Raw genomic sequence first — 24486 nt, 5'->3', positions numbered from 1 at the left:
TTCCTCCCTACATCGCACATGCAATCATTAATGAATTCATTTTCTCTTCAGTTGTTGAGCCTCTTGAAGTAATGATAATAGGTACCTTAGCCCCTAATACAAGACCAGCCATTTTACCTTTACCAAAAGTTACCATGCTCTTACCTAAGAGATTACCTGCTACAATATCAGGAACTAATAAAATATCTGCTTCACCTGCAACTGGGCTTTCGTAATCTTTTTCTTTAGCAATTTCTTTACTTAAAGAAAGATCTAAAGAAATAGGCCCTTCAACTGTTACATCACCAAAATCATTGGCTTCAAAACGCTCTTTTAAAATAACTGCGTCTGTTGAAGCTTGTAATTTAGGGTTTACATTCTCGCTTGCATCTAAGACAGCTACATTTGTATGAACATATCCTAGCTTTTTAGTTAGGGATAAAGCATTCAATAAAATATCTTCCTTCGTATCCACATCAGGAGTTAACATCATACCCCCATCTGTTAAAAATAACAGTTTATGGTAATACGGGATTTCGTTAATTGCTACATGAGACAAGGCTTTTGATTCACGAATACCTGTTTCTTTATTAACAACTGCTTTTAATAGGTCTCTTGTTTGAATATGTCCTTTCATTAGAACATCTCCAAGACCTTCTTTAATCACAGAAACTGCTTTTTCAGCAATTTCTGTGTCTCCAGCTACATCGATAATTTGTAATCGTTCAATCATTTTTTCAGGAACTTCCATTTTTCTTAGTAAGGCGATAATCCTTTCTTTTTCTCCAACAAGGATTGGAAAAAGAAGTCCTTCTTCACATAAACTTAGCACAGCACCAAGTGTGTGTTCATCGCTTGCATTAGCAACAACTACTCGCTTAGGTGTACTCTTTGTACTTGAGAGTTGTTTTTTTAATGCATCAAATGATTCTAACACCATAAGTACACCTCCATTAATTAGTTTTTAAGTAACATTAAGTTTGGATCTGCTAAAGCTTTTTTGAATTCAGCTAAAGCACTTTGAGCTTCCACACCGTCAACTAAACGGTGGTCAAAAGCAAATGATAAACGCATGATTGAAGCAACTTCCATTTCACGATCGGCATTAACCACAACTTCATCAGCAATACGAGAAATTCCCATAATCATTGATTCTGGATAGTTAATGATTGGCGTTGACCAAACACCGCCAGCTTCAGGCATTCCACCAATATTAGTGATAGTTGCTGATGAGCCACTCATATCTTCTCTTGTCAATTCATTAGCTAACGCTTTTTTAGCTAAACGATCAATGTCCTCAGCAATTTCAAAGACACTCTTACGATCTGCGTTTTTAATAACTGGAACAAATAAACCATGATCTGTGTTTGTAGCAATACCAATATTGATGTTGCCACGGTGAATGATTTCAGATTTTTCCATATTAACTGACGCATTTAATGATGGATAAGCTTTAAGCATTGCTACCATTGCTTTAACCACATAAGGTAAGTATGTTAATCTCACGTTATCTTCTTTAGCAATATCTTTATAAGTATTGCGGTGTTCAATTAATTTTTCTGCACGTAATTTGTCAAAGACAGTTACATGAGGAATTTCAGTGCGGCTAGTTACCATAGCTTTAGCAATAGCACGACGAGTTGGTGTCATTTTTTCAACCCAATCTTCATTTGCTGCTAAAACTGGAGTTGGTTTAGTAGCTGCTTTTGGTGCAGGTGCTGCTACTGTTTCGACAGCTGTTTCAACGATTGGCGTTTCTGTTACTGCTACTACTTCGCCTCCGCCAGATAGGAATGCATCTACGTCAACTTTTAAAATCTTGCCATTAGGGCCAGTTGGTGTTACTTGAGACAAGTCAACTTGTTGTTGTCTTGCGTAACGTCTAACTGATGGTAAGGCACGAACTTTTGTAGATGGTTTACCTGTTGCTACGCCAGGAGTTGCTGCTTTTACTTCAACTGCTGGTGACTCTTCTACTTTAGCTACTTGATTACTTGGACCATCAACACCTGTATCAATTTCAATAATACCTTCATCAACTTTAGCCATACCTTGAGGAACTAAGATTTTAACCACTGTTCCTGAAACAGGAGATGGGATTTCCATTGATGATTTATCATTTTGAATTTCAACTAAAGCGTCATCTGCCTTAATCACGTCGCCTTCTTTTACTAACCACTGAATAATTTCAGCTTCAACTAGTCCTTCTCCCACATCAGGTAATTCAAAGACATAGTTGCCAGTAGTTGTTGAGCTTTCAGCAACTACTGCTTCTTCTTTAACAGGAGCAGGTTCTGATACTACTTCTTCACCTGTATTGATTTCAATAATACCTTCGTCAACTTTTGCGACACCACTAGGTACTAAAATTTTTGTAACAACTCCTGAAACAGGAGATGGGATTTCCATTGATGATTTATCATTTTGAATTTCAACTAAAGCGTCATCTGCTTTAATTACGTCGCCTTCTTTTACTAACCATTGGATAATGTCAGCTTCGACTAATCCTTCACCTACATCAGGTAATTTAAAAATATAAGCCATGAGTACTCCTCCTTGTTTATTATTCAGCTAATGTTTTTCTTACTTGTTCTTCAATGATTGAAGCGTTTGGTAACCAGATTGATTCTGCTTGACCAAATGGGAAGTGACTGTCTGGTGCTGCCACACGTCCAACTGCTGCTTCAAGGTCATACATAGCACCTTCTGCGATTTCAGCCATAATGTGGTTACCAATACCAGTTAAACGTTGCGCTTCTTGAACCACAACAACACGTCCAGTTTTCTTAACTGAGTCTAAAATAGTATCAATATCAAATGGTGCAACTGTTCTAAGATCGATTAACTCAACTGAGACACCGTCTTTTTTAAGTGCTTCAATGGCTTTTTTAGATTCATGAACCATAGCGCCGTAAGTAACGATAGTAATATCAGATCCTTCTTGAATCACGTGTGCTTTATCTAAAGGAATTTCATAAGACTCTTCTGGCACTTCTTCTGTAATTGAGCGATATAGTTTTAAATGCTCTAAGAAATAAACTGGGTCATTATTTCTGATAGATGCTGTTAATAAACCTTTTGCATCATACGGGCCGCTTGGAATAACAATACGTAACCCTGGTGATTGAGCAAATAAACCTTCTAAGTTATCTGAGTGAAGTTCTGGTGTTCCAACTCCTCCACCAAAAGTTGAACGAACAGTCACTGGAACACCTTCTCGTCCTGCCATACGGTAGCGGTGACGAGATAATTGTCCTAAAAGACCATCAATCGCTTCCATAGTAAATCCAGAGAATTGGATTTCTGGTACTGGACGGAATCCGCCCATCGCCATACCCATTGCCATACCCATGATGCCTGATTCTGCTAAAGGTGTATCAAAAACACGGTCTTCGCCTAATTCAGCGCGCATACCATCAGTTACACGGAAAACGCCTCCGTTAGTTCCTACGTCTTCTCCAAAAACTAAGATTCTTTCATCACGTTTCATTTCTTGTGTTAAGGCTTCATTAATCGCCTGTACCATATTTTTAACTGCCATCTTTAGTTTTCCTCCTTCGCTTCATACATCGCAATTTCTTTTTCAATACGAGGTGTTGGCACTTCGTACACATTTTTCAGTAATTGAGATACTTTCATTTTTGGTTCTTTATCTGCTAAATCAAGTGCTTCGTTTACTTCTTGAGTTGTTGCATCAATCACTTCTTGTTCCATATCTTCATTCCAAAGACCTTTTTCACCTAAGTATGAACGCATACGGATTAAGAAGTCTTTAGCTAACCATGCATCTACTTCTTCTTGAGAACGGTATCTTGTTGGATCATCTGATAAGGTATGAGCTCCAAAACGGTATGTTAATGTTTCAATAACAACAGGTCCATTTCCAGCCATTGTGTATTCACGAGCCATTTTAGTTGCTTCATATAATGCAAGTGGATCCATTCCGTCTACTTGAATACCAGGGATACCAGCTGCTGCTGCTTTTTGAGCTAGTGTGCCAGCTTTACTTTGTAATTCACGAGGAACTGAGATACCATATTTATTATTTTGAACGATAAAGACAGTTTGAGAGTTAAAGACACCTGCAAAGTTAATACCTTCATAGAAGTCTCCTTGAGATGATCCGCCATCACCAATGTAAGTGAATGATACTTGATCTTTTTCGTCACGTTTATACGCATATCCAAGGCCAGCTGCTTGAATAATTTGAGAACCAATAATTGTTTGAGGAGGTAAGCCGTGAACACCTTCAGGGTAAATGTTTGCTGCCATATGACCTCTGTACCAAAGAACTGCATTCTTCATTGGCATACCATGATTAACTAAAGGAATCATGTCACGGTAAGTTGGTAACACAAAGTCTGTTTTGTTCATGGCAAAAAGTGTAGCTAATTGTGATGCTTCTTGTCCTTCAGATGGAGGTAAGTTACCAATACGCCCTTGACGACCAGCTAAGATCAGACGTTCATTTGTTGTTCTACCCCAAACTAAAGTTTTCATTAACTCAACTAATTGTTCGTCTGTTAAAGAACTCTTCATTCCTTTGTTAACGATTTTTCCTTCTTCATCTAAAATTTGAACATATGGAATTGCTTCTTGGCTTTTCTTAACCATATCTGTAAATAATTTAAATTCGTGCTTACTCATATTCTGTCGCTCCCTTTCTTTAGTTGAAATCTAATTTATAATCATCTGAACTTGCAATACCTAGTTTTGTATTGAATAAATAATTAAAAGCAAAGCCTAAACAAATTGGTACTACTAAGAAGGCAATGAAAGTAGTGATAATATTGCCTGCAGTCCATCCTTCAGGTTTTAATGCTAAAGCGTTGATTGGTCCAATTAATCCACTGAAACCAAAACCTGCACTAAATGGCGTTCCTTGTAAGTCTAAGAAAGCTGCAAGAGAACCTGTAATAGCTGCGCTACACACCATTGGCAACATGATTTTCGGCTTTTTAACAACGTTTGCCATTTGCATTTTTGGTGACCCAATGAAATGAGCAAGTGACGTTGGAATTGCATTTGATTTCCAACCAGCAATACATAGTCCGAATCCAGCAGCACAAATACCTAAGTTAGCTGCTCCAGAAGCGATACCAGATAGAGAAATAGCTGTTGCAATTCCTACTGTTGCGATTGGAGAAACAATCATCATGGCAAACATAACTGCTATCGCCATTGTCATTGGTACTGGTTGAAGTTCTGTTAAAGTAGCAACAAATTGACCTAACATAGAAGTGATTTGTTTAACGTAAGGTAGTAAGAGAAATCCTAGTCCCCCACCTATTACAGTTACAATGGTTGGAATAACTAAAATAGTGAAGGCTGCTAATTTTTCACCTAAAAGTAAAATAAGGAAAACGGCAATGGCAGCTGTTAATCCAGTGTTAATAACATCTCCAGATCCTTGGAAGATAAATCCACCATCAGGATTGACACGAGCTACACCTGAACCAACCACACACGCCATTCCAAGTGAACCAATTTGAATCGGTGTGAACTTGAAATTGATTGCTACTGCAACCCCTACAACAATCGGCATTAATGAAGAAGCAATACCAGTTGCATAAAGGCCAAAAGACCAACCTAATGCTTTTGATAACTCACTTAGCAACGCGCCAGGGATTAGAGAAACAACCACTCCCAAAGCAACACCATTTAAAATATTCATTGTAAATTCTTTTGGTTTAACACTTTTTATCGACATAATCTTCTTCTCCTATTTAAAGTGATTTTTATATATGAATAGGTAAACCTAAGCCAACTTCTGCTGCTTCCATGATTGTTTCACTAATCGTTGGGTGAGGATGAACTGTTAGTGAGATGTCTTCTATTGAGGCACTTGTTTCAATTGCTAGCGTGATTTCAGAAATAAGGTCACTTGCATTAACTCCTGCAATTTGTCCACCAAGAACTTCACCTGTTTCTTTGTCACTAACGATTTGAACCAAACCTTCTGCTTTACCCATTGATAAAGCTCGTCCGTTTCCTTGGAATGGAAACTCTGATACTTTTGCATCAATTCCTGCTTCTTTAGCTTCTGCTAAAGTTAATCCTGTTGAAGCTAATTCAGGTTCTGTGAAACACACAGCTGGCATTGCGCGATAATCAACGGATACATCTTGACCACTAATAGATTCAGCGGCTACTTTTCCTTCATAGCTTGCTTTATGAGCTAAAGCTAAACCTGGAACTATATCGCCAATGGCATAAACATGTTTTAAAGTTGTTTGACAGTGTTCGTCAACTTTGATTAAGCCACGCTCATCCATTTCAACCCCAATACGTTCTAAGCCTAATTCTTTTGTATTTGGTTTACGGCCAACAGAGACTAATACATAATCACAAATAATTTCTTTTTCTTTTCCGTTAACTTCATACACGACTTTTACGTCTTTATCTGATTGTTCTGACTTTTTAGCTAAAGCATTCGTTTCAATCGTTACATTCATTTTCTTGAATGATTTTTCAACGTATTTAACTAACTTTTTATCAAAGTTTGGAAGGATTGATGATTGACCTTCTAAGATAGTTACTTCTGTGCCTAAGTTAGCGTACACGCCCGCTAGTTCACTACCTATATAACCGCCACCGATAACAACTAGTTTTTTAGGTACTTCTGTTAAGTTAAGTAACCCTGTAGAATCAATCACGCGTTTTTTAAATTTGAAACCTGGGATTTCAATAGGTGTACTACCTGTTGCGATGATGACATTTTCAAAGGTGTATGTGTCCCCACCAAATTCTCCCATCACACGAACTCGGTGATTGTCCATAAAGTAACCTGTTCCTTCTAATACATCTACTTTATTTTTCTTAAGAAGAAACTTGATCCCGTCTGTTAGTTTTTTTACAACTTGATTGTCTTTCCAATCTTGGATAGCTGTAAAATCAAGTGATGCTTCTTTTGCTTCAATACCAGGAAATGGAGAATCCATCATACTTTGATAATGATGACTCGCTTGAATGAGTGCTTTAGATGGAATACATCCCACATTTAAACACGTTCCCCCAATGTTTTCCTTTTCAATTAGTGTTACTTTTTGCCCCAATTGCGCTGCTCTTATGGCTGCAACATATCCTCCAGGACCAGAACCAATGACGACAGTTCCTAAGCTAGATTCAAAATCACCAACAACCATTTTGACACTTCCTTTCTTTTCCACTTTATAAAGCGTTTGCCATAAGTTATAATAAAGGTATTTCATTAAATGACATTAATTATCTTTTGGTGTAACCGCTTTACTTGTTGGTATGAACACATTGTAGGATGTATTTTCACAAATTGGAAATTGATAGATTCTATAGCTGAATAAAAATCTTTATAGAAATGGGGATTATAAAAATGGAATTTAGGCAACTGCGCTATTTCATTGAAATAATTAAAGTACAAAACTATTCAAATGCTGCAAAAAATTTATTTGTCACACAGCCCACGCTCTCTTGGAACATGAATAAACTCCAAGAAGAACTTGGAGCTAAGTTGCTTTATCAAGTTGGAAACAAAGTCATGCCAACAACTGCGGGCAGTATTCTTTTTGAAAAAGGAAAAAAGATTTTAGAGGAATTAGATGACTTAACTGAGATTATTGAGGAAGATCATATTTATAAGAAAAAAGAATTAACAATTGGTTCAAATTCCGTTATTTCCCCAGTATATATGCCTTTAATCCAAGAATTCATGTCTGTATATCCCAATTTTTCTATTACAATAGAAGAAAATGGTTCTGTTAAAACTCAGAAAAAAGTAGCCAATGAAGAGCTTGAAATCGGAATTGTGTCTTTTCCTATTGTAGAGCCTGAACTTGAAATTGAAAGTAACACCTCTCATACCTTTCAATACGATGCTTTTGTCTTAATGAGAGACGACCATCCCTTAGCAGGTGAGGAAAAGTTAAGTATTAAAGACCTTAAGAATGAAAGATTTGGCTCAATGAGTAAAGATTATGTTCTTTACCATGTATTGAAAAGTAAATCCCGTGAGTACGGCTTTAGACCAGACATTGATTTCATGAGTAATAGCCATGAAGTTTTGATTAATCACATCATAAAAAAAAATTTAGTAGCCATTATTCCTATCCAATTAAAAGAACTGTACGCAGATTACCCTCTAGCTTGGGTAACTTTAACAGATAAAATCAAACCTTTTGACATTGTAGTAGTCCATAAAAAAGATAAGCCCTTATCTCCTGCTGCAGCTTTGTGTTTAGAATTTATTACGAATCATGAAATTAAGTCCATTTAACAAAATCTATAGCCTTATAAAAATTACTAATTAGTGAAATTATTATCTATCTCCTATACTTAACTTGTACACCAAATAAATAACAGAGGAGAAGATTGTATGACTAAGATTTTAATGATGGGCGCTAGAGAAGATGAAAAAGTATTTTCAACTAAGTGGGCTGAAGCAAATGATGTGGAAGTAACGGTTTCTAGTGACATCTTAGATGAGTCAACGTACCATTTATTAGAAGGATTTGATGGATTAAGTTTACAACAAACTATGGGTATTCCTACTGAGATGTATCAGCGATTACAGGCAGATGGGTTTAAACAAATCGCGCAACGCTCAGCAGGTGTGGATATGTATGATCTAGCAGAAGCTAAAAAAAGCGGTATTGCTATCACAAACGTCCCAGCCTATTCTCCAAACTCTGTAGCAGAGTTTACAGTTGGTAGTATTTTAAATGTGTTAAGACACACACAAGCTATTCAAAAGAGAGTCTCTAACCATGATTTCAGTTGGGACGGCTCTATTATGTCAAAAGAAATTCGTTCTTTAACAATAGGTGTCTTAGGAACTGGCCGAATTGGTCACATTACAGCTGAGATTTTGCATGCCTTTGGAGCAAATGTCATTGGTTACGACTTGTATAAAAACGCTGCGGCTGAAAAAGTCCTCACTTATGTTGATGACTTTGATGACTTTTTAGCACAATCTGATCTGATTACCATTCATATGCCTTTGACAGAAGATAACCATCATTTGTTCAACGAAGAGACATTCAATAAAATGAAACCTGGTGCTTACCTTATTAACGCAGCAAGAGGAGGCATTGTTGATACAGAGGCTCTCATCAAAGCTCTTGATTCTGGTCAAATAACTGCTTGTGCCTTAGATACTTACGAAAAAGAAATGCAATATGTGACAAAAAACTGGAAAGACAAACTCTTAGAAGATGATGTATTTAAAGCTCTTCTTGAACGTGACGATGTTCTTTACACACCTCATATTGCTTTTTATACTGAAACTTCAGTAGAGAACTTAGTTTACGGTGGATTAGATGCCTGTCTATCTATTTTAACTAAAGGAACTGCCAAAACTATTGTGAATCCATAATAAAAAAAGAATCGACTTAGCCTTAGCTGAAAGTCGATTCTTTTTTTAATGCTAGATATTCTTGACTGAGTCGCAGGAAATCTTCTTCGTTTTGGGTAAGTAAAGCCTGATCTATTTCCTCTTGAAGATGTCTCAGTTTAAGTTCTTTTTCTTCTTTTAGTAAAAATGCGTCAAAGTCTTGTAAAAAATCAATTTGCTCTTCGGTATTAATTACTTGATATGCATTTTCTTCTAAAATTAGTTGGTACAAAGGAGACGCCTCTTTTTCAGAAAAGTTAATTTCTAAATAAAGGTCTTCTTTTCGATTATTTCTAATGTCAGCAAAAATGGACTGAGCATCTGTTAATCTTTTTTGTTCTGTTTTCATTTCAAGTCCAATACCTGGAATGGTTTGATCTGTAATCAAGATTCCTCTAGGGGTTTCTAAAGCACCTTCTACAAAAATGACACGTGATAACAAAGCCTCGTGATTAATCAAGTAATTAATAATCCAGTAAGACTCTCTTTTTTTTAAATGGGCATACTGAATTAACCAACTTAAAAATTTTTTCTTCGCTGATAATTCAATCATTTGTCTACCACCCTTCGTTGTCGATAAGTGAAGCTACTTCTAAATCTCCTGGAACTGAGGCAAGATATCGTGTTAGCCATGTATTGGCTTCTTCTCTTCTACCTTCTTCTCGTAGAAACAAACCATAGTCTTTCATAAAGTCAGGTTCTTCGATTAAAACATCTTTAACTTTATCATAAGCTTCGTTTGCTTGATCAAAGGCTTCTAAGCCATTATAGGCTTGAGCAATCATCCAACCAGCCAATGGTTGTTCTTCTGTTTCTAAGCTATTCATCAAAGTTAATACTTCTTCGTAGTCTTCTTCTTTTAATAAGAGCTCACTTAATCTTATTTTTGATAAGTCCGCATCTAATTCAAGAGAAATAACCTCTTCTAAATATTCTTTTGCTTGGTCTTTGCTACCTAATTGGTAAGCCGTTTCTGAAGCTAAGTGATATAAAGCTGTTTCGTAAGGGTTTAAGGCGATACCTTCTTCAATCACTTCTAAAGCTTCTTCGTGGCGACCTTCATCATAAAGAATTTGCGCTAATGGGTAATAAACTTGATTGAAATCACTATCCATCAGTCTAACTTGGTTCAATAACTCGATACCACGCTCATTTTGCTCTAATTGATAGTACGTTAGGGCTAATTGGAATAAACGCTCTACTGTTTCTTCTTCTTCGATAGCCTTCTCCAGTGCTACGACAGCTTCTTCAAAATTACCAATACGTGAATAAGCAACACCAATACGCTCATCAAGGTTAATAGGTGATTCTTGTTGAGAAAAAGCATCTTTTAAGGCAGTAAAACTTTCAATTGCTCTTGTGTAGTCTTCATTAGCAAAGTAAAGCTCGGCTAAAGATAAATCAAGTAGTGGCTCATTTGGTAAATAAGTTTTAGCTTGAAGTAATTTACTTTCACTAACTTCTGGAATATTAAGTACTTGATAGATATCTGCTTGAGTGATTAAACTTTGCGGATACAAGTCACTCGTTTCTTCAATAGACTCAAGATATTCAAAGGCTTTGTCTAATTCGTCATTTTCGATTGCAATTTCAGCTAACGAAATTTTTAGGGTTTCATCTTGAGGAAATTCTTCAAACAATCTCACATATAAGGTCTCTGCTTCTTCAATAAAGCCTAATTGGAATAAATTATCTGCTAATTGGAATCTCTCTTCAGGTAAGTCTTCTTTTTGTGCTTTCTCAAAAGCAACTTGAGCTTCGATTAAATCGCCCTTTGATAAGGCTTCTAACATTTCTTTACTATTTGACATTGTCCATCCCTCAATTACAATTTTATTTTTCTATAACTTTCTACTACATGGTACATTTCTTCAATACTAGGTGCTTTCGAAACACCTAAATCGCCTATTTTTGTTAAATAAGGTATTTGATCTAATCGATGTAATTCATCAACAAAAACCTTAGCAATATCATAAGTAGTCATTTGGATTGGTAACCGGAAATTAAAGGTTCCGTTTCGGTACAACCACTTCATGAATCCCTCAAAATCAAAGGTAATCTCTGCTTTTTTTAAATTCCATAGTAAGAACAATAAAAAAGAAATTTGCTCCTTTTCTGATGGTAATAAATAATGAGCTTCATGTAGTTGATAAAAACTTTTTGATATATTAGATAACATAAACACTGGGGGTGTTGTTTCTTGTTCTAAACTTTCAATAATAAGTTCAAGAAATGGCGCCCAAGAACGATTAGATGTTTCTATAACTTCTCGACTAAGTAGTTTTAATAGGTCTTTATTAGTCAAAACTCCTAATTTTGCTACATTGAATAAATCATCTGACCATGTGTTTTTAGTCTCTAATTCATTCAACATTGTATCGTAAACAAGACGATCTGGCAAAACATATTGTTCTACACTAATGGTTAATGATTGATTTAACAAATAAGCTTTGCCTTGAAGAGAAGCGATAAATCCAGTTATGCTTGTTGGCAAATAAGTAAAATCACTTATATAAGGAGACGTCTGCTTTAAAGCTCCACACAGATGATAAAGATGATCATTTCCAGCACTAACAATCGATGTATCAACTGGTAGCTTCATTTCTTCAATATATACAAGAATTTTGTTGTATGTTTTAACAAAATTTATCGACTCATTATCTGGACAAAGGTACCAATAAAATTTGTCACTCTCTTTGATAAGTGAAGCAAACTTATCGTAATACAGTTCATAAAATGATTGAGTGCTAATGAATAAGACGCAAGGCGTATCGTTTAAATAAGCAAAGTAATCTTGGGTCATGAGACGATTGAGTGCTTTATTATAAGTAATGTCACATGACTGTTGTTGCTTTATAACTGTTTTTTTCATTACAATCACCTCTTCTTCTCTATTTTAGCATAAAAAAAAGACCCAAAAAGGATCTTTTAACGTCTAGTAAATACTGAAACTACGGCTACAACGATAACTGCTCCTAAAATAGAAGGCACAAGAGCCATTCCTGCTAAGTGACCGCCCCAATCAGCGCCAAATAGCTTATGACCTAAAGATGAGCCTAAAAGCCCTGCAATGATGTTAAACACGCAACCTTTAGAGTCTTTTTTACTCACTAAACTGCTGGCAATCGCTCCAATAACAGCTCCAACTACTAGTGTCCATATCCAACTCATGTTTGTTCCTCCTATCATTTTCTCTTTTATTGTAAAACGAAACTATGCATGCTGTCAATTTAGTCATAAAGTTGTTTGGTTTTTGCCCCTTATCACCAAATTACTGTTATAAAAAGAAAAAAACCCTTGATAAACAAGGGTTTTCATGTTCGCATTATTTTACTGCGTCTTTTAAAGCTTTACCTGGTTTGAATGCAGGTACTTTGCTTGCAGCGATTTGGATTTCTTCTCCAGTTTGTGGGTTGCGTCCTTTACGGGCAGCTCTTTCACGTACTTCGAAGTTACCAAAACCGATTAATTGAACTTTTTCGCCTTCAGCTAAAAATTCTTGGATTGAAGCAAATACTGCATCAACAGATGAAGTAGCGTCTTTTTTAGTTAAACCAGTTGCTTCAGCAACTTTTTCGATTAATTCTGCTTTGTTAGCCATGTTTATTTTTCACCTCCTCGAAAAGGAAATTGATGTTTATAAGTGACATCATATTTAGGCGATCATTTTTGAGTGGTCCAAAAATGATAAGTGGAAATATTTTTTTAATATTAATATTTCTTAAACAAAGATAACACAAGAATCAAGTGATAGCAATGCTTTTAGCGTTTTTTATATTCTTTTTTTCATTTAAACTGATAATGATTGAAAAACAAAACTAACTGTGCTAAAATACGATTTTTACTTTCGACGTCTTGTAATAATGCGAATTGGAGTTCCTTCAAATTCAAAAGCACGTCTAATTTGATTCTCTAAAAATCTTTCATAAGAAAAATGCATTAGTTCCACTTCGTTAACAAAAATAACAAAAGTCGGCGGTTTAATGGCCACTTGAGTTGCATAGAAAATTTTAAGTCGTTTTCCTTTATCAGTTGGTGTTGGATTAATCGCAACAGCATCCATGATGACGTCATTTAAGACTGCTGAAGGAATACGTAATGTTTGATTTTCACTAACTGTTTCAATCATGTCTGGCAATGTATGTAACCTTTGTTTTGTCTTAGCTGATACATAAGCAATTGGAGCATAATCTAAATATCTAAATTCACTTCGGATATCTTCTTCAAAGTTTTTCATTGTATGATTGTCTTTTTCTAATGTATCCCATTTATTGACAACAATAATAACTCCTTTACCTGCCTCATGAGCAAATCCGGCGATACGCTTGTCATACTCACGAATTCCTTCTTCGGCATTTAAGACCACTAAAACAACGTCAGAACGGTCAATAGCACGCATTGAGCGCATTACACTATATTTTTCAGTTGTTTCGTAAACTTTCCCTTTCTTTCTCATACCAGCTGTATCAATCATTTCAAATTTTTGACCCTCTGGTGAGACAAATGAAGTATCAATCGCGTCACGTGTTGTTCCAGCAACGTCAGATACAATCACTCGGTCTTCTCCTAAGATAGCGTTGATTAAAGATGATTTACCAACGTTTGGTCTTCCGATTAAACTAAAACGAATCACATCGTCTTCTTCTGTTTCAGGCACCATAGCGAAGTATTCACAGGCTTTATCTAACACATCTCCTAGACCAAGTCCATGACTTCCTGAGACAGGAATTGGATCTCCTAAGCCTAATGAATAAAATTCATACACATCGTTTCTCATTTCAGGGTTGTCTACCTTGTTAACTGCTAAAATAACAGGCTTCTTACTCTTATATAAAATTTTTGATACATATTCATCTGCATCTGTAATACCTTCACGACCACTTACAACAAGCATAATCACATCTGCTTCTTCCATTGCGATTTCTGCTTGGTGCTTAATTTGATCCATGAATGGCTCATCACTCATTTCGATACCACCTGTATCGATAATACTAAACTCACGACCTAACCACTCTCCGTGGGCATAAATACGGTCTCTTGTCACGCCAGGAATATCTTCTACAATTGAAATTCTTTCTCCAGCGATTCGGTTGAATAATGTTGACTTCCCAACATTTGGTCTACCAACTATGGCTAATGTAGGTTTTGCCATTATGGTCACCTCCTATAATAATACGTTCTTTCATATCCTTATAAAGTTTAAACGATACTTTATTCTCTTGCAAGTAAAAGATGATAAAAGAAAGAAAAAGCCGGCAATTAGCCGACTTTTCTTAAGGTTTTATTAGTCTTCGTCAGTTGTTTCTAAATTAACCATATCTCCTAAAGTAAATCCAGTTGATTCTTCAGGCATTACATAAGTTTCTTCTTCAACAACAACTTCTTCTTCTTTTTCTTCTAAAGCTTTGATACTTAAACCAATACGTTTGTTTTCTTTACTCACGTCTAAGACTTTAACAGTTACTGTTTGGCCTTCTTCTAAAGCTTCATGTGGTGTTGCAATGTGTTTGTGTGAAATTTGAGAGATGTGAACTAATCCTTCAACTCCTGGTAAAATTTCAACAAATGCACCAAATGAAGTCAAGCGATTAACTTTACCTTCAAGAACAGTCCCAATAGCAGCTTCAGATTCAACATTATCCCAAGGTCCAGGTAATGTTTCTTTGATAGATAATGAGATTCTTTCTTTTTCAGGATCGATGCTTAATACTTTTACAGTCACTTTGTCACCAACGCTTAAAACGTCTTCTGGTTTAACAACGTGGCTATAAGAGATTTCAGATACATGGACTAAACCATCCACGCCACCTAAATCGATAAAGGCACCAAAGTTGGTTAAACGTGCCACAGTTCCTTCAACTACATCACCTGCTAAGATTTTTTCCATGATTTCTTTTTTAGCTACTTCTTTTTCAGCTTCAAGAACTGCACGGCGAGATAAAATCAAACGGTTTTCAGAAGGTTCGATTTCAACGATCTTGTAAGTTAATGTTTGACCTTTGTATTCTGAAAAATCAGAAACAAATTGAACATCAACCATAGATGCTGGTACGAATCCACGTACACCTGCGTCAACGACTAAACCACCTTTAACAACATCAGTTACAGGGGCTTCGATTGTTTCACCTGCTTCGAATGCTTTTTCAATGTCTTCCCAGACTTTTTTAGCATCTACACGGCGTTTAGATAAAAGGTAGCTACCGTTTTCTTTATCTTTGCCGATTTCAGAAATAACAACAACATCTATTACATCACCAATGTTAACAACATCAGTTACGTTTTGAACCGCAATAGTTGATAATTCTTTTAATGGGATAACTCCCTCAACTCCAGCACCGATAATTCCAACGATTGCTTGTTTGTTATCATCAATCGTTAAAACTTCCCCTTGTACTAAATCTCCAACTTTTACTTCTTGAACACTTGCCATAGCATTTAACATTTCTTCGTTAGTTTGCTCTGTCATGATTGACTTCCTCCTCAACAACAATTCTTCATCTTGTAATGCTTATCTCTATTCTACCTAAAATAAAAACACTTTACTAGAGTAAAATGTTTTTTTCACGCATTAAAAAAGTGTTTTCATGTGTTTTTCGATACTTTCTACAACTTCTTCTATGTTTAAACCAGTTGTGTCGACTAAAATCGCATCTTCAGCCTGAACCAAAGGTGAATTTTTTCTATTTGAGTCATAATGATCGCGATCAGCAATTTCTTGTTTCAACACATCAAAATCAGTTTCAATGCCTTTAGCTATATTCTCTTTATAGCGACGTTCAGCTCGTTCAATAACGCTTGCCACTAAGAAAATTTTTAAATCAGCTTTAGGTAAGACAACTGTACCAATATCTCGTCCATCCATAACAATTGAACTAGACTCTGCAATAACTTGTTGTCTGTGAACCATTTCTTCCCGAATAGATTTATAAGCTGAAACTTTTGAAACAGAATTTGTCACATCGTTTGTTCTAATCTCATTTGTGACATCTTTTTCATTTAAGAAAACATGTTGACCATCTTCTTCTTGAGAAAAATCAATTGTCAGACGTTTTAGTAAGCTTGTTAGAGCTTCTTCTGAATCCATATCTACATTGTTTTCTAAAGCTGCCAATGTTATAGCGCGATACATTGCGCCTGTGTCACAATAAATAAAACCATTTTTCTTAGCTAAAATTTTAGCTACTGTACTTTTCCCAGCTGAAGCTGGACCATCAATTGCAATTTGAACCGTTTTTTTCATCTTTAATAACACCTTTATTTATAAATTAAAAAGTCGCCATAGGACGACTTTTTTTATTTGATTCTAATTTGTTGACCTGGTTGAATATTTTGTGATGTCAAACCTGGATTCAACTGATAAATTTGTTCTTCAGTAATGCCATTGTTTTGAGCAATTCTCCAAACACTGATGTTGTCGCCTTCACCGAAAGTAACGGCAGAACCACCTGCTGGATTAGTTGCATTGTTTTGTTGTGTATTATTTTGTTGATTTTGAGCTTCTTCTGGGCTTACTTCTACATCTTTAAACGTTGAAGATGTTGTTGAGCTACTTGAAGATGATGCTGATGTTGATGAACTACTGCTACTTGAAGATGATGAATCACCTGTTTTGCTTGAAGAAGTAGTTGTTTTTTCTTTAGATGAAGATTTAGTTGCTTTTTCAGTTGAACTACTTTCAACCACAATTTTATCTTGTTTAGCTGTTCCTTCATTCATTTTATTTCCCATGTTTAAATAAAGAATAGCTGATACAGGAACTAATACAATCAAGAATAATAAAATAACTAGAATGATAACATACCAGTTTTTACCTTCCTCTTTGTATCGTTTGTCTGCTCTTGAGAAATCGCCTTCTTCATTTTCTGCTTGATCTTCATATATTGGTTGATCCCATGGCTCTTGCTCGTTTAATTGATCTTTGTCTTTTCTGCTCACTAAATATACCTCCTCAAAAACTTCTGAATTTATTCTATCACAAAATATTTGATAAAGCTTTAAAAATTAGTTAAAAATAGCTTTTTTAATAGTTTTGGACCATCAAACACTGCTTGTTCATTTGTCTCACTTATAATTTCTTCCTCTAGGACAGTTCCTTCTGGCTGACAAATACTGCAACAAGGCTCTTGTTTAACAGAAATAAACTCGTGACTAAAATAGTTCATGATGAATTGTCTTAAGCAAAAATCACTATTAACAAAGTCTGTCATAGAGTTCATTTTGTTGCTTTTTTCGAATTGTTTGACTCGAATATTCTGTTCAAATAATTCCCAATCCCAATCACTTTTCTCCAGTTGGACAAGCCATTTTTGTTGTGTATCTGTTAGTACTCGGTTGTATTGCTTCATTTCTTCTTGAGTTTTATCTTTAAAAAATAATAAATCCTTTTTTTGATTAAAACTATCTTCCTGTAAAAAACGATGAATTCGCTCATCACCTGATTGATATAAAATAAGAGATAGACTTTGCTTACCATCTCTACCTGCTCGACCAGATTCTTGAACGTAATTTTCTAAACTATCAGGTAAATGATAATGAATAACAAAACGAATATTTTCTTTATTGACTCCCATGCCAAAAGCACTTGTGGCACATAAAATTCTAATTTCATCGTGTATAAACTGTTGTTGAATCCTAATACGATCACTGGGTGAGACATCACCATGGTAGACAGCGACATTAACAGGTAGACTTGCATTTAATAAATGAGCCACTCTTTCAGTCTCTTTTTTACTAGAAAAATAAATAATCCCTGGTAACTCATTCTTTGATAGAAAATCCAATAGATAATCAGTCTTATCCTCACAATATTGAACTTGGTAAAAAATATTAGGGCGATTAACAGAATAAATAAACTCATTGACTGGTTTTTGTGTAAACAGTTCCTTCTTGATGTCTTCTTTGACTGTGCTAGTTGCCGTTGCTGTGAGTGCTAATGTTAAAGGGTGTCCTAATTTTTTTAACGTGTCTTTTAACGCTAGATAACTTGGTCTAAAATCATGGCCCCATTCAGAAATACAATGAGCTTCATCAATTACAAAAAGTGAAATACGTAGTTGCTTCACTCGATTTAAGACGTCTTCTTGAGTCAATGTTTCTGGACTAATAAAGATAAATTTAAAGGCAGATAAATGAGTTAACACATACTGTTTTGAAGAAAAATCAAGGGTTGAATTAATAGCAACAACGGATCGTTCTCCCATTTTTCTTAATTGGCTGACTTGATCTTCCATCAAAGAAATTAAAGGTGACACAATTAATGTTTGACCATCTAATAAGTAACTAGGCAGTTGATAGCATAAGGATTTCCCTGTCCCAGTAGGCAATACAGTAAAGGTATCGTGACCAGATAGAAGGGACTCTATTGTTTCTTCTTGCCCTTCTTTAAAAGAAGAAAAGTTAAATTGACGCTTTAAAATATCATGCAAATCAGTCATTAGCTCTCTCCTTCTCTACTAAATAGAATTGATAAAATTTAAATTCATAAAAACTTAAAGAAGGAACGAACTCCGTAGCTTCTTTATAGGACCATCTCACATATTCAGACTTTTGACTCAATAATTGATTCAGACCATTCCTGACTTCTTCAGAAAAATCAGGGATATTGGCTAATTCGTGAGTCACGATAAACTCCTCAATAAGATGATCCGTAACAGTACTATTCTTTAATTGTCTGATTCGACTTATCCCGTCAACATCATAACCTTGATGAAACAAGTCAGCAGATTGTTTGTAACTATCTTCTTTTACTAATAAACGTTCTTCATTGATTAGTGAGTTGAACAGAGGAAATTCACCTGTAGCTTCAAGCACTAGCGTGATTAATGCATGCCAGTAATTTTTAAACTCAACATACGTAAAAATGACGTCTTCCTCATAACTATCAGCCAATTGTTGAAGCGTTCTTCCCCTATGATTGTTACCAACCAATTGACCTAAAATAAGCTCATGAGAAGGTTGTGGTAGGGAATTGATTAATGCATCCCACTCTTTATAAAAAGCCATCGCAACAGACTCACTTTGTTTATTTAACCACTGCTTCAAACGTTGTTGGCGAAAGAGATTGGTTTCAATGGGTAAATAATGGGAATTACTATAGGCTTTTTCTGATAACACTTGCGTTGTAAAAACAACACGCTCAAAAAAGGCCATGTCCCATTTGTAATAAGCTAATTGATTTAAATTAGCAATTTCTGGCAGAGTTATATTCTCTAGGGCATTAATCCCTGTTGAGCTTATTTCCACATAGTTTGGCTCTGTTTGAATTAAATAGTTCTCATTAATTAGAGAACTAATGACCTGATTATATTGAGTTTCGTTTAATTTAGGAAATAGACTAAAAAAAGGTAGTACCTCATAGAAATAGCTATAGGATAAGATAGAGGAGGTTCTTTTCCCTTTTAATAAGTGATATAATGTGGTTGTCCTCATTGCTTTTTTACTGTTAAAGCAAGAAAGAATGAAGTAATGAAAAAAAGTCATAAGTCACCTCAGTTAGGAGTTTTATTGATGCTATGTAAAATTATACCAAAAAAATGTATTGCATGTGGACTTTGCCAAATCAAAGCCCCTGAAATATTTGATTATTACGATGATGGGATCGTTAAATTAGTTGATTCTGAAGAAAAAGAGTTTCTTGTTTCAGATGATTTACCCACTGATTTACTAGAAGCCTACAGAGCCTGTCCCACACGTGCCATTGAACTAAAAAAATAAACCCTTATCTTTTAGAGAGCCTCACTGATAATACCTTGTTTATGTATCAAGTGAGCCTTCTATAAAGATAAGGATTTTTTTATTTATTTAACTGATTGTAAATCTCTTTCCCAATATAAGCAGAAAATTGTTGTGCCCCGTCAGGTGTTAAATGAACATCATCTACATCAAACCAATCACGATGTCCATCTGAATGAGTTTTCCAATCAATGACATGAGTATTTTTATGATTTTTCTCTGTTTTAACGAGTTCATCGTTCACCGCTTTTTGCCAAGGTCGTTGGACCATTGTATTGACAAAGAAAATCTCTTTATCTGGCATATGTGCTAAAATATCTTCCATTTCTTTAGTTGTGAAACTACCATTTGTCCCCAGAACAACCAACACCACATCGCCTAGTTTTTTGTCATCACTAGCTTTTTTAAAGATAGGTTCACTATCCATCAATTGGCGACCAACCTCTGCATCAATCGTACTTTTTGGAAAAATCTCTTTGACTTCAGGCGCAGCACTTAAAAGTAAAGAATCACCAATCGCGCTTAAATTTATTCCCTTTAAGTAGTCTTTTTCTTTAGTTGATAATTCAACTAATTGATTAGCTGCCTCTTCTTTTTTGACATCTGCTTCACTAGAACTTGATGTTGTAGTGGATTCTTTTGTACTACTTTCTTTTGTTTTAGAATCAGTTGTTGAAGGTGTTGTTTCTTTACTAGCAATAATCTCTTGATTTTTCTTTAATTTTTCTTCCAATTCCACACTAGCAGAACTACGTCCACTAGGAGCAATCGCTAAACTGGTAATGAATGTGCCTGCAAAAAGTAGACAAACAGCTACACTGACTTTACCTTTATGAGTTTGTACGGTTTCTTGTAGCCATTCTTTACTGAACTTCACATGAGAAACTAAATACTTAACTAAACGATATGTTAATTCAGATAAGCCTAGTATTAAGATAATTTGAATGAGTAAATGATAAAAACTATTAGTCCCATCCCATTTAATTATTTTTTCGTAAGTAATCATTACAGGGAATTGCCATAAATAGATTTCATAACTTCTTGTGCCAATCCATTTAAAAATTGGATTAGTTAATAAGCTATTGCTTGTTTCTGATGTGATAATAGTTCCAAGTAAGACCATACTAATCAAACTAAAAATTAGCATTCCTCCTTGGTAAACAAAGGATTGGTTATCACTGATAAAAATAAAACATAAAATCATACTAATAACAGAAGTCACTAACGCCGTCATTTGCCAATTTCGACTGATGTTTGCTAATCTTTCTCCATGTTCTTTCAAATAAATAGCTAAGTAAGCCCCAATTAAAATGGAAAAAATACGTGTGTCAGTCCCATAATAAATACGGTCTAGTGCATTAGGATTATAAAAAGCAATCATCAACACACTGGATAATCCCCCACTAACAAGTACAAAAGTTTTTAGTCTTTTGTAATCATCTTGCTTATAAAGTAAAAAGGCAACTAAAATAGGCCAAATAATATAAAATTGTCCCTCAATGGATAAAGACCAAAGATGAGTAAATGCAGATTCATTACCAAAACGATCAAAATAGGAGGAGCCATTTAACATTTGCCAAAAGTTGTTAACGTTAAGTAAACTACTCGAAACAATTTGCTTAAAGTTGATTAGTAAATCTTTTGACAATAATAAGAAGGCACTACCTGATACAACAAACATTATTATCAGAGATGGATATATCCGCTTGGCTCTTTTATAGTAGAATTGCTTCAAACTTATTTTCTTCCGCCTATTCCACTCACTCAGGATAATATCAGTCATTAAATAGCCTGAAATAACAAAGAAAAACGTAACACCTAAAAAACCTCCTGGCATAATCCTAGGAGTTAAATGATATAAAATAACACCAACTACAGCAATAGAACGCAGACCATCTATCCCTGTTATATACTTTCTTTTATTGTCCATATAAAAACCTCATTTATCATAAAATACATGTCATATATTAATTTATTTTTACAAAAATTTCATCTAATGTTACAAAAACATTACTATATTACTTATTTAACACGATAAATGTGAATTTTTTGTGAACTTTGACCATAAAATTTGTTAAAATTAATAATACAAGTTATTTTTATGTCATTTATATTACAAAAACACTTTTACGAGAAATAGTTTGTAACAAAAAAAGACGTCTTCTTGTTGAAAGACGTCTTTTTCTAATATGTATTACACTAAACTCATTTTTTTCTCAATACTAGGTACCAATTTTTTGTATGACACATAGAATACTATACTAACTGCGATACTTTTTATAATATTAAATGGCACAATACCGTACAACACCATTTTGGCTATTGGCATACCAAAGTCCATTCCTAAAATAGATATATAGAGCGGGGTTATAACAAAGTAGTTCGCTATAGACATAAAGACAATCAATGAAATGGAACTAATAATCATCCCCATAAACAAGTTTTTATTCGTATTTTCTTTTTTAACCATAAAATAGATTGGTAGCATAAAGATAACTGATGCGATAAAGCCTGTTGCGTTACCAATTAAGCTTAAAACATCGCCACCACTCATCATAAAATTAAGCAGTGATCTGATAAATGCAATGGTAATTCCTGCTAAGGGTCCAAGAATAAATGAACCAATCAATATAGGAATATCGCTAAAATCGAGTTTTAGCCAACCGAACGTCGGTAAAATTGGTATTTCTAAAAATAACAATAAGTACGAAAACGACGCAAGTAACGCTGTGACAACCATTTTTTCTGTTTTTCTTTTTCTCATGAGAAAATCCTCCTATTAGGACCATCTTCAGACATGTTTAAGAATAAATAAAAAACTGCCTCTTACATCATACCTCCAAAAGAGCATGACAAAGAAACAGTGCATTATCTGATATTATTCTCAAATAAGCCCTATCTTCTTTACTCCAGACTCTAACTGTCGGTACTGGAATTACACCAGTTCGGCCAAGTATTGCTACTCAGCTCGTGGACTATTACCACCGGTCGGGAATTACACCCTGCCCGTGAAGACGACCTTTTTTTATTTTTTTTTACAACTCAATTATACATCAGTGAAAAAGTTTTTCAAGTTTTTTTATCCCTTAGCTTCGACTAACAATTGACTAACTTCTTTTTTGCTTAACTCACGGTACTTACCAGAACTTAATCCGATTAAATCTAGTTGACCGATTTTTTCTCTTTTTAATTTGATTACAGGAAAACCAACAGCCTCAAACATTTTCTTAACTTGATGATTACGTCCTTCATGAATAATTAATTCAACAATACTCGTATTTTTTGTGCGATCACTTGAAAGGACTTTAAAACGAGCAGGAGCAGTTTTTCTGCCATCAATTTTAACACCACGAGCCAATGGTCTTAACTCATCATTTGTAGGTGTTCCTTTAATTTTTGCTACGTAAGTTTTATTGACTTCATGCTTTGGATGGGTTAAAGCATTAGCAAATTCACCATCATTCGTCATAATAATTAGACCAGATGTATCATAATCTAGACGTCCCACTGGGAAGATACGCTCTGATACACCGTGGAAGAAATCTGTTACCACTTTTCTATTTTTATCATCACTAACAGCTGAAATCACACCACGTGGTTTATAAAAGGCAAAATAAACAGGTTCTTCTTGATAGACAGGAACCCCATCTACTTCGATTTGATCCTTATTTCCAACTTTATATCCTAATTCCGTAATTCTTTTTCCATTAACAGTCACACGACCATCAATGATTAATTGTTCTGACTTTCGTCTTGAAGCGACTCCGCAATGAGCCATAACTTTTTGTAATCTTTCCATTTAAACTTCTCCTTGTTCCTCTTCTATTTTGTCAAATTGTTCTTTGAAGCGATCAAAAAACAAATCATTTGGTATTTCTTTTTCAGCATCAATTTCTAACTCATCGATTGGTGGCAATTCTGAAACATCTTTTAAACCAAAGTAGTCTAAAAAATAAGATGTTGTACCGTAAAGAATAGCTCTACCTGGACCGTCTACACGTGATTTTTCTTCAATCAAATGTCTTGAGACTAGCTTTTGCACAGAACCAGAAGATTGCACACCTCTTAAATCTTCGATTTCAACTCGCGTAATCGGTTGTTTGTAGGCAACAATAGATAAACACTCTAACGCAGCTTGAGAAAGTGATTGATTAACTGATGAGCGGGCGTATTGCTCTAATAACGGCGCAAATTCTTTTTTGGTACTCAGCATAAAACTTTCTCCAACTTCAAGAATTGTTAGAGAACTTGTTGCTGATTCCTCATAGTCCTTTTTCAAATCCATCAACAAATCATAGACTGTTCCTGTTGGCAGATGAAGCATATGTCCTATTTCCGTTAAAGATAATCCTTCGTTTCCTGCAACAAATAACAGGGCTTCGATTTTACTGCTAATTTCCATAATAACCCTC

Annotated in this window: 24 protein-coding genes and 1 riboswitch; of the genes, 3 read left to right on the top strand and 21 right to left on the bottom strand. The window is 35.0% G+C overall.

Annotation, left to right across the window (positions count from 1 at the left end):
- Positions 1–7: 7 nt before the first annotated feature.
- From DOK76_RS07125 to lpdA, 6 genes are read right to left on the bottom strand one after another with little or no spacing between them, the layout of a single operon-like run.
- Complete coding sequence (locus tag DOK76_RS07125) at positions 8–919, bottom strand: phosphate acyltransferase (protein ID WP_206966233.1); 912 nt, start codon at positions 917–919, stop codon at positions 8–10.
- 17 nt (positions 920–936) lie between these two features.
- Positions 937–2523: a 2-oxo acid dehydrogenase subunit E2 gene (locus tag DOK76_RS07120; protein WP_206966231.1), complete on the bottom strand. Its 1587-nt coding sequence runs from the start codon at positions 2521–2523 to the stop codon at positions 937–939.
- 19 nt (positions 2524–2542) lie between these two features.
- A complete protein-coding gene (locus DOK76_RS07115) occupies positions 2543–3520 on the bottom strand; it encodes an alpha-ketoacid dehydrogenase subunit beta (RefSeq protein WP_206966229.1) in 978 nt (325 codons plus the stop codon).
- A 2-nt stretch (positions 3521–3522) separates the two neighbouring features.
- Complete coding sequence (gene pdhA / locus DOK76_RS07110; RefSeq protein WP_206966227.1) at positions 3523–4626, bottom strand: pyruvate dehydrogenase (acetyl-transferring) E1 component subunit alpha; 1104 nt, start codon at positions 4624–4626, stop codon at positions 3523–3525.
- Positions 4627–4645: 19 nt separating this feature from the next.
- A complete protein-coding gene (locus DOK76_RS07105; protein WP_206966225.1) occupies positions 4646–5689 on the bottom strand; it encodes a PTS sugar transporter subunit IIC in 1044 nt (347 codons plus the stop codon).
- Positions 5690–5717: 28 nt separating this feature from the next.
- A complete protein-coding gene (lpdA, locus tag DOK76_RS07100; protein WP_206966223.1) occupies positions 5718–7124 on the bottom strand; it encodes a dihydrolipoyl dehydrogenase in 1407 nt (468 codons plus the stop codon).
- Between the two features lie 203 nt (positions 7125–7327).
- Between lpdA and DOK76_RS07095 the strand changes: the two genes are divergently transcribed.
- Complete coding sequence (locus tag DOK76_RS07095; RefSeq protein ID WP_206966221.1) at positions 7328–8227, top strand: LysR family transcriptional regulator; 900 nt, start codon at positions 7328–7330, stop codon at positions 8225–8227.
- Positions 8228–8326: 99 nt separating this feature from the next.
- Complete coding sequence (locus tag DOK76_RS07090; protein ID WP_242542239.1) at positions 8327–9325, top strand: D-2-hydroxyacid dehydrogenase; 999 nt, start codon at positions 8327–8329, stop codon at positions 9323–9325.
- Positions 9326–9347: 22 nt separating this feature from the next.
- Here the strand turns inward: DOK76_RS07090 and DOK76_RS07085 are convergent, their stop codons facing one another.
- From DOK76_RS07085 to DOK76_RS07035, 11 genes are all read right to left on the bottom strand, one after another.
- Positions 9348–9896 (bottom strand): YpiB family protein, encoded by a 549-nt coding sequence (locus DOK76_RS07085; RefSeq protein WP_206966219.1) that lies wholly within the window; start codon positions 9894–9896, stop codon positions 9348–9350.
- Positions 9897–9900: 4 nt separating this feature from the next.
- Complete coding sequence (locus DOK76_RS07080; RefSeq protein WP_206966217.1) at positions 9901–11154, bottom strand: tetratricopeptide repeat protein; 1254 nt, start codon at positions 11152–11154, stop codon at positions 9901–9903.
- 14 nt (positions 11155–11168) lie between these two features.
- Positions 11169–12215 (bottom strand): hypothetical protein, encoded by a 1047-nt coding sequence (locus DOK76_RS07075; protein WP_206966215.1) that lies wholly within the window; start codon positions 12213–12215, stop codon positions 11169–11171.
- Between the two features lie 56 nt (positions 12216–12271).
- Positions 12272–12514, bottom strand: a complete 243-nt coding sequence (locus DOK76_RS07070; protein ID WP_206966213.1) for a GlsB/YeaQ/YmgE family stress response membrane protein — start codon at positions 12512–12514, stop codon at positions 12272–12274.
- Positions 12515–12668: 154 nt separating this feature from the next.
- Positions 12669–12944: a non-specific DNA-binding protein Hbs gene (gene hbs / locus DOK76_RS07065; protein WP_086343077.1), complete on the bottom strand. Its 276-nt coding sequence runs from the start codon at positions 12942–12944 to the stop codon at positions 12669–12671.
- Between the two features lie 240 nt (positions 12945–13184).
- Positions 13185–14495, bottom strand: a complete 1311-nt coding sequence (gene der, locus DOK76_RS07060) for a ribosome biogenesis GTPase Der (protein WP_206966211.1) — start codon at positions 14493–14495, stop codon at positions 13185–13187.
- 132 nt (positions 14496–14627) lie between these two features.
- Positions 14628–15809, bottom strand: coding sequence for a 30S ribosomal protein S1 (gene rpsA / locus DOK76_RS07055; RefSeq protein ID WP_206966209.1), 1182 nt, complete (start codon positions 15807–15809; stop codon positions 14628–14630).
- 102 nt (positions 15810–15911) lie between these two features.
- Positions 15912–16583 carry a (d)CMP kinase gene (gene cmk / locus DOK76_RS07050; protein ID WP_206966208.1) on the bottom strand — a complete coding sequence of 224 codons (672 nt, stop codon included), beginning with the start codon at positions 16581–16583 and terminating at the stop codon, positions 15912–15914.
- Positions 16584–16636: 53 nt separating this feature from the next.
- Positions 16637–17278 (bottom strand): LysM peptidoglycan-binding domain-containing protein, encoded by a 642-nt coding sequence (locus DOK76_RS07045; RefSeq protein ID WP_206966206.1) that lies wholly within the window; start codon positions 17276–17278, stop codon positions 16637–16639.
- 59 nt (positions 17279–17337) lie between these two features.
- The gene (locus tag DOK76_RS07040) at positions 17338–18777 is read right to left on the bottom strand and encodes a RecQ family ATP-dependent DNA helicase (protein WP_206966204.1); all 1440 of its coding nucleotides are present in this window, start codon (positions 18775–18777) and stop codon (positions 17338–17340) included.
- Positions 18770–19771 (bottom strand): helix-turn-helix domain-containing protein, encoded by a 1002-nt coding sequence (locus DOK76_RS07035; protein WP_206966202.1) that lies wholly within the window; start codon positions 19769–19771, stop codon positions 18770–18772. The genes DOK76_RS07040 and DOK76_RS07035 overlap by 8 nt, the downstream gene beginning before the upstream one ends.
- A gap of 78 nt (positions 19772–19849) precedes the next feature.
- Here DOK76_RS07035 and DOK76_RS07030 point away from each other — a divergent pair, with 78 nt between their 5' ends.
- Positions 19850–20056: a ferredoxin gene (locus DOK76_RS07030; RefSeq protein WP_206966199.1), complete on the top strand. Its 207-nt coding sequence runs from the start codon at positions 19850–19852 to the stop codon at positions 20054–20056.
- A 79-nt stretch (positions 20057–20135) separates the two neighbouring features.
- Here the strand turns inward: DOK76_RS07030 and DOK76_RS07025 are convergent, their stop codons facing one another.
- The 4 genes from DOK76_RS07025 to scpB all read right to left on the bottom strand — a co-directional run bounded on the left by DOK76_RS07025 (position 20136) and on the right by scpB (position 24476).
- Positions 20136–22004 carry an acyltransferase family protein gene (locus DOK76_RS07025; protein ID WP_206966197.1) on the bottom strand — a complete coding sequence of 623 codons (1869 nt, stop codon included), beginning with the start codon at positions 22002–22004 and terminating at the stop codon, positions 20136–20138.
- A 264-nt stretch (positions 22005–22268) separates the two neighbouring features.
- Positions 22269–22838, bottom strand: coding sequence for an ECF transporter S component (locus DOK76_RS07020; protein ID WP_206966195.1), 570 nt, complete (start codon positions 22836–22838; stop codon positions 22269–22271).
- A 129-nt stretch (positions 22839–22967) separates the two neighbouring features.
- Positions 22968–23094, bottom strand: a riboswitch (FMN riboswitch).
- A gap of 59 nt (positions 23095–23153) precedes the next feature.
- On the bottom strand, positions 23154–23873 hold the full coding sequence (locus DOK76_RS07015; protein ID WP_206966193.1) for a pseudouridine synthase: 720 nt from the start codon (positions 23871–23873) through the stop codon (positions 23154–23156).
- Complete coding sequence (gene scpB / locus DOK76_RS07010) at positions 23874–24476, bottom strand: SMC-Scp complex subunit ScpB (protein WP_206966191.1); 603 nt, start codon at positions 24474–24476, stop codon at positions 23874–23876. It lies immediately after the preceding gene.
- Positions 24477–24486 lie beyond the last annotated feature (10 nt).

The organism is Candidatus Vagococcus giribetii, assembly GCF_017316185.1.
Taxonomy (GTDB): Bacteria; Bacillota; Bacilli; order Lactobacillales; family Vagococcaceae; genus Vagococcus; species Vagococcus giribetii.
The sequence above is the reverse complement of the archived record's forward strand: the minus strand, read 5'-3'. Positions and strand labels throughout refer to the sequence as shown.

Bases quoted from the DNA above. Each gene is read 5' to 3' on its own strand.
- DOK76_RS07095 (WP_206966221.1), top strand. From the start codon at position 7,328: ATGGAATTTAGGCAACTGCGCTATTTCATTGAAATAATTAAAGTACAA.
- DOK76_RS07115 (WP_206966229.1), bottom strand. From the start codon at position 3,520: ATGGCAGTTAAAAATATGGTACAGGCGATTAATGAAGCCTTAACACAA.
- DOK76_RS07125 (WP_206966233.1), bottom strand. From the start codon at position 919: ATGGTGTTAGAATCATTTGATGCATTAAAAAAACAACTCTCAAGTACA.
- rpsA (WP_206966209.1), bottom strand. From the start codon at position 15,809: ATGACAGAGCAAACTAACGAAGAAATGTTAAATGCTATGGCAAGTGTT.
- der (WP_206966211.1), bottom strand. From the start codon at position 14,495: ATGGCAAAACCTACATTAGCCATAGTTGGTAGACCAAATGTTGGGAAG.
- cmk (WP_206966208.1), bottom strand. From the start codon at position 16,583: ATGAAAAAAACGGTTCAAATTGCAATTGATGGTCCAGCTTCAGCTGGG.
- DOK76_RS07085 (WP_206966219.1), bottom strand. From the start codon at position 9,896: ATGATTGAATTATCAGCGAAGAAAAAATTTTTAAGTTGGTTAATTCAG.
- DOK76_RS07070 (WP_206966213.1), bottom strand. From the start codon at position 12,514: ATGAGTTGGATATGGACACTAGTAGTTGGAGCTGTTATTGGAGCGATT.
- lpdA (WP_206966223.1), bottom strand. From the start codon at position 7,124: ATGGTTGTTGGTGATTTTGAATCTAGCTTAGGAACTGTCGTCATTGGT.
- pdhA (WP_206966227.1), bottom strand. From the start codon at position 4,626: ATGAGTAAGCACGAATTTAAATTATTTACAGATATGGTTAAGAAAAGC.
- DOK76_RS07105 (WP_206966225.1), bottom strand. From the start codon at position 5,689: ATGTCGATAAAAAGTGTTAAACCAAAAGAATTTACAATGAATATTTTA.
- DOK76_RS07040 (WP_206966204.1), bottom strand. From the start codon at position 18,777: ATGACTGATTTGCATGATATTTTAAAGCGTCAATTTAACTTTTCTTCT.
- scpB (WP_206966191.1), bottom strand. From the start codon at position 24,476: ATGGAAATTAGCAGTAAAATCGAAGCCCTGTTATTTGTTGCAGGAAAC.
- DOK76_RS07035 (WP_206966202.1), bottom strand. From the start codon at position 19,771: ATGAGGACAACCACATTATATCACTTATTAAAAGGGAAAAGAACCTCC.
- DOK76_RS07030 (WP_206966199.1), top strand. From the start codon at position 19,850: ATGCTATGTAAAATTATACCAAAAAAATGTATTGCATGTGGACTTTGC.
- DOK76_RS07015 (WP_206966193.1), bottom strand. From the start codon at position 23,873: ATGGAAAGATTACAAAAAGTTATGGCTCATTGCGGAGTCGCTTCAAGA.
- DOK76_RS07025 (WP_206966197.1), bottom strand. From the start codon at position 22,004: ATGGACAATAAAAGAAAGTATATAACAGGGATAGATGGTCTGCGTTCT.
- DOK76_RS07075 (WP_206966215.1), bottom strand. From the start codon at position 12,215: ATGAAAAAAACAGTTATAAAGCAACAACAGTCATGTGACATTACTTAT.
- DOK76_RS07090 (WP_242542239.1), top strand. From the start codon at position 8,327: ATGACTAAGATTTTAATGATGGGCGCTAGAGAAGATGAAAAAGTATTT.
- DOK76_RS07020 (WP_206966195.1), bottom strand. From the start codon at position 22,838: ATGAGAAAAAGAAAAACAGAAAAAATGGTTGTCACAGCGTTACTTGCG.
- hbs (WP_086343077.1), bottom strand. From the start codon at position 12,944: ATGGCTAACAAAGCAGAATTAATCGAAAAAGTTGCTGAAGCAACTGGT.
- DOK76_RS07080 (WP_206966217.1), bottom strand. From the start codon at position 11,154: ATGTCAAATAGTAAAGAAATGTTAGAAGCCTTATCAAAGGGCGATTTA.
- DOK76_RS07120 (WP_206966231.1), bottom strand. From the start codon at position 2,523: ATGGCTTATATTTTTAAATTACCTGATGTAGGTGAAGGATTAGTCGAA.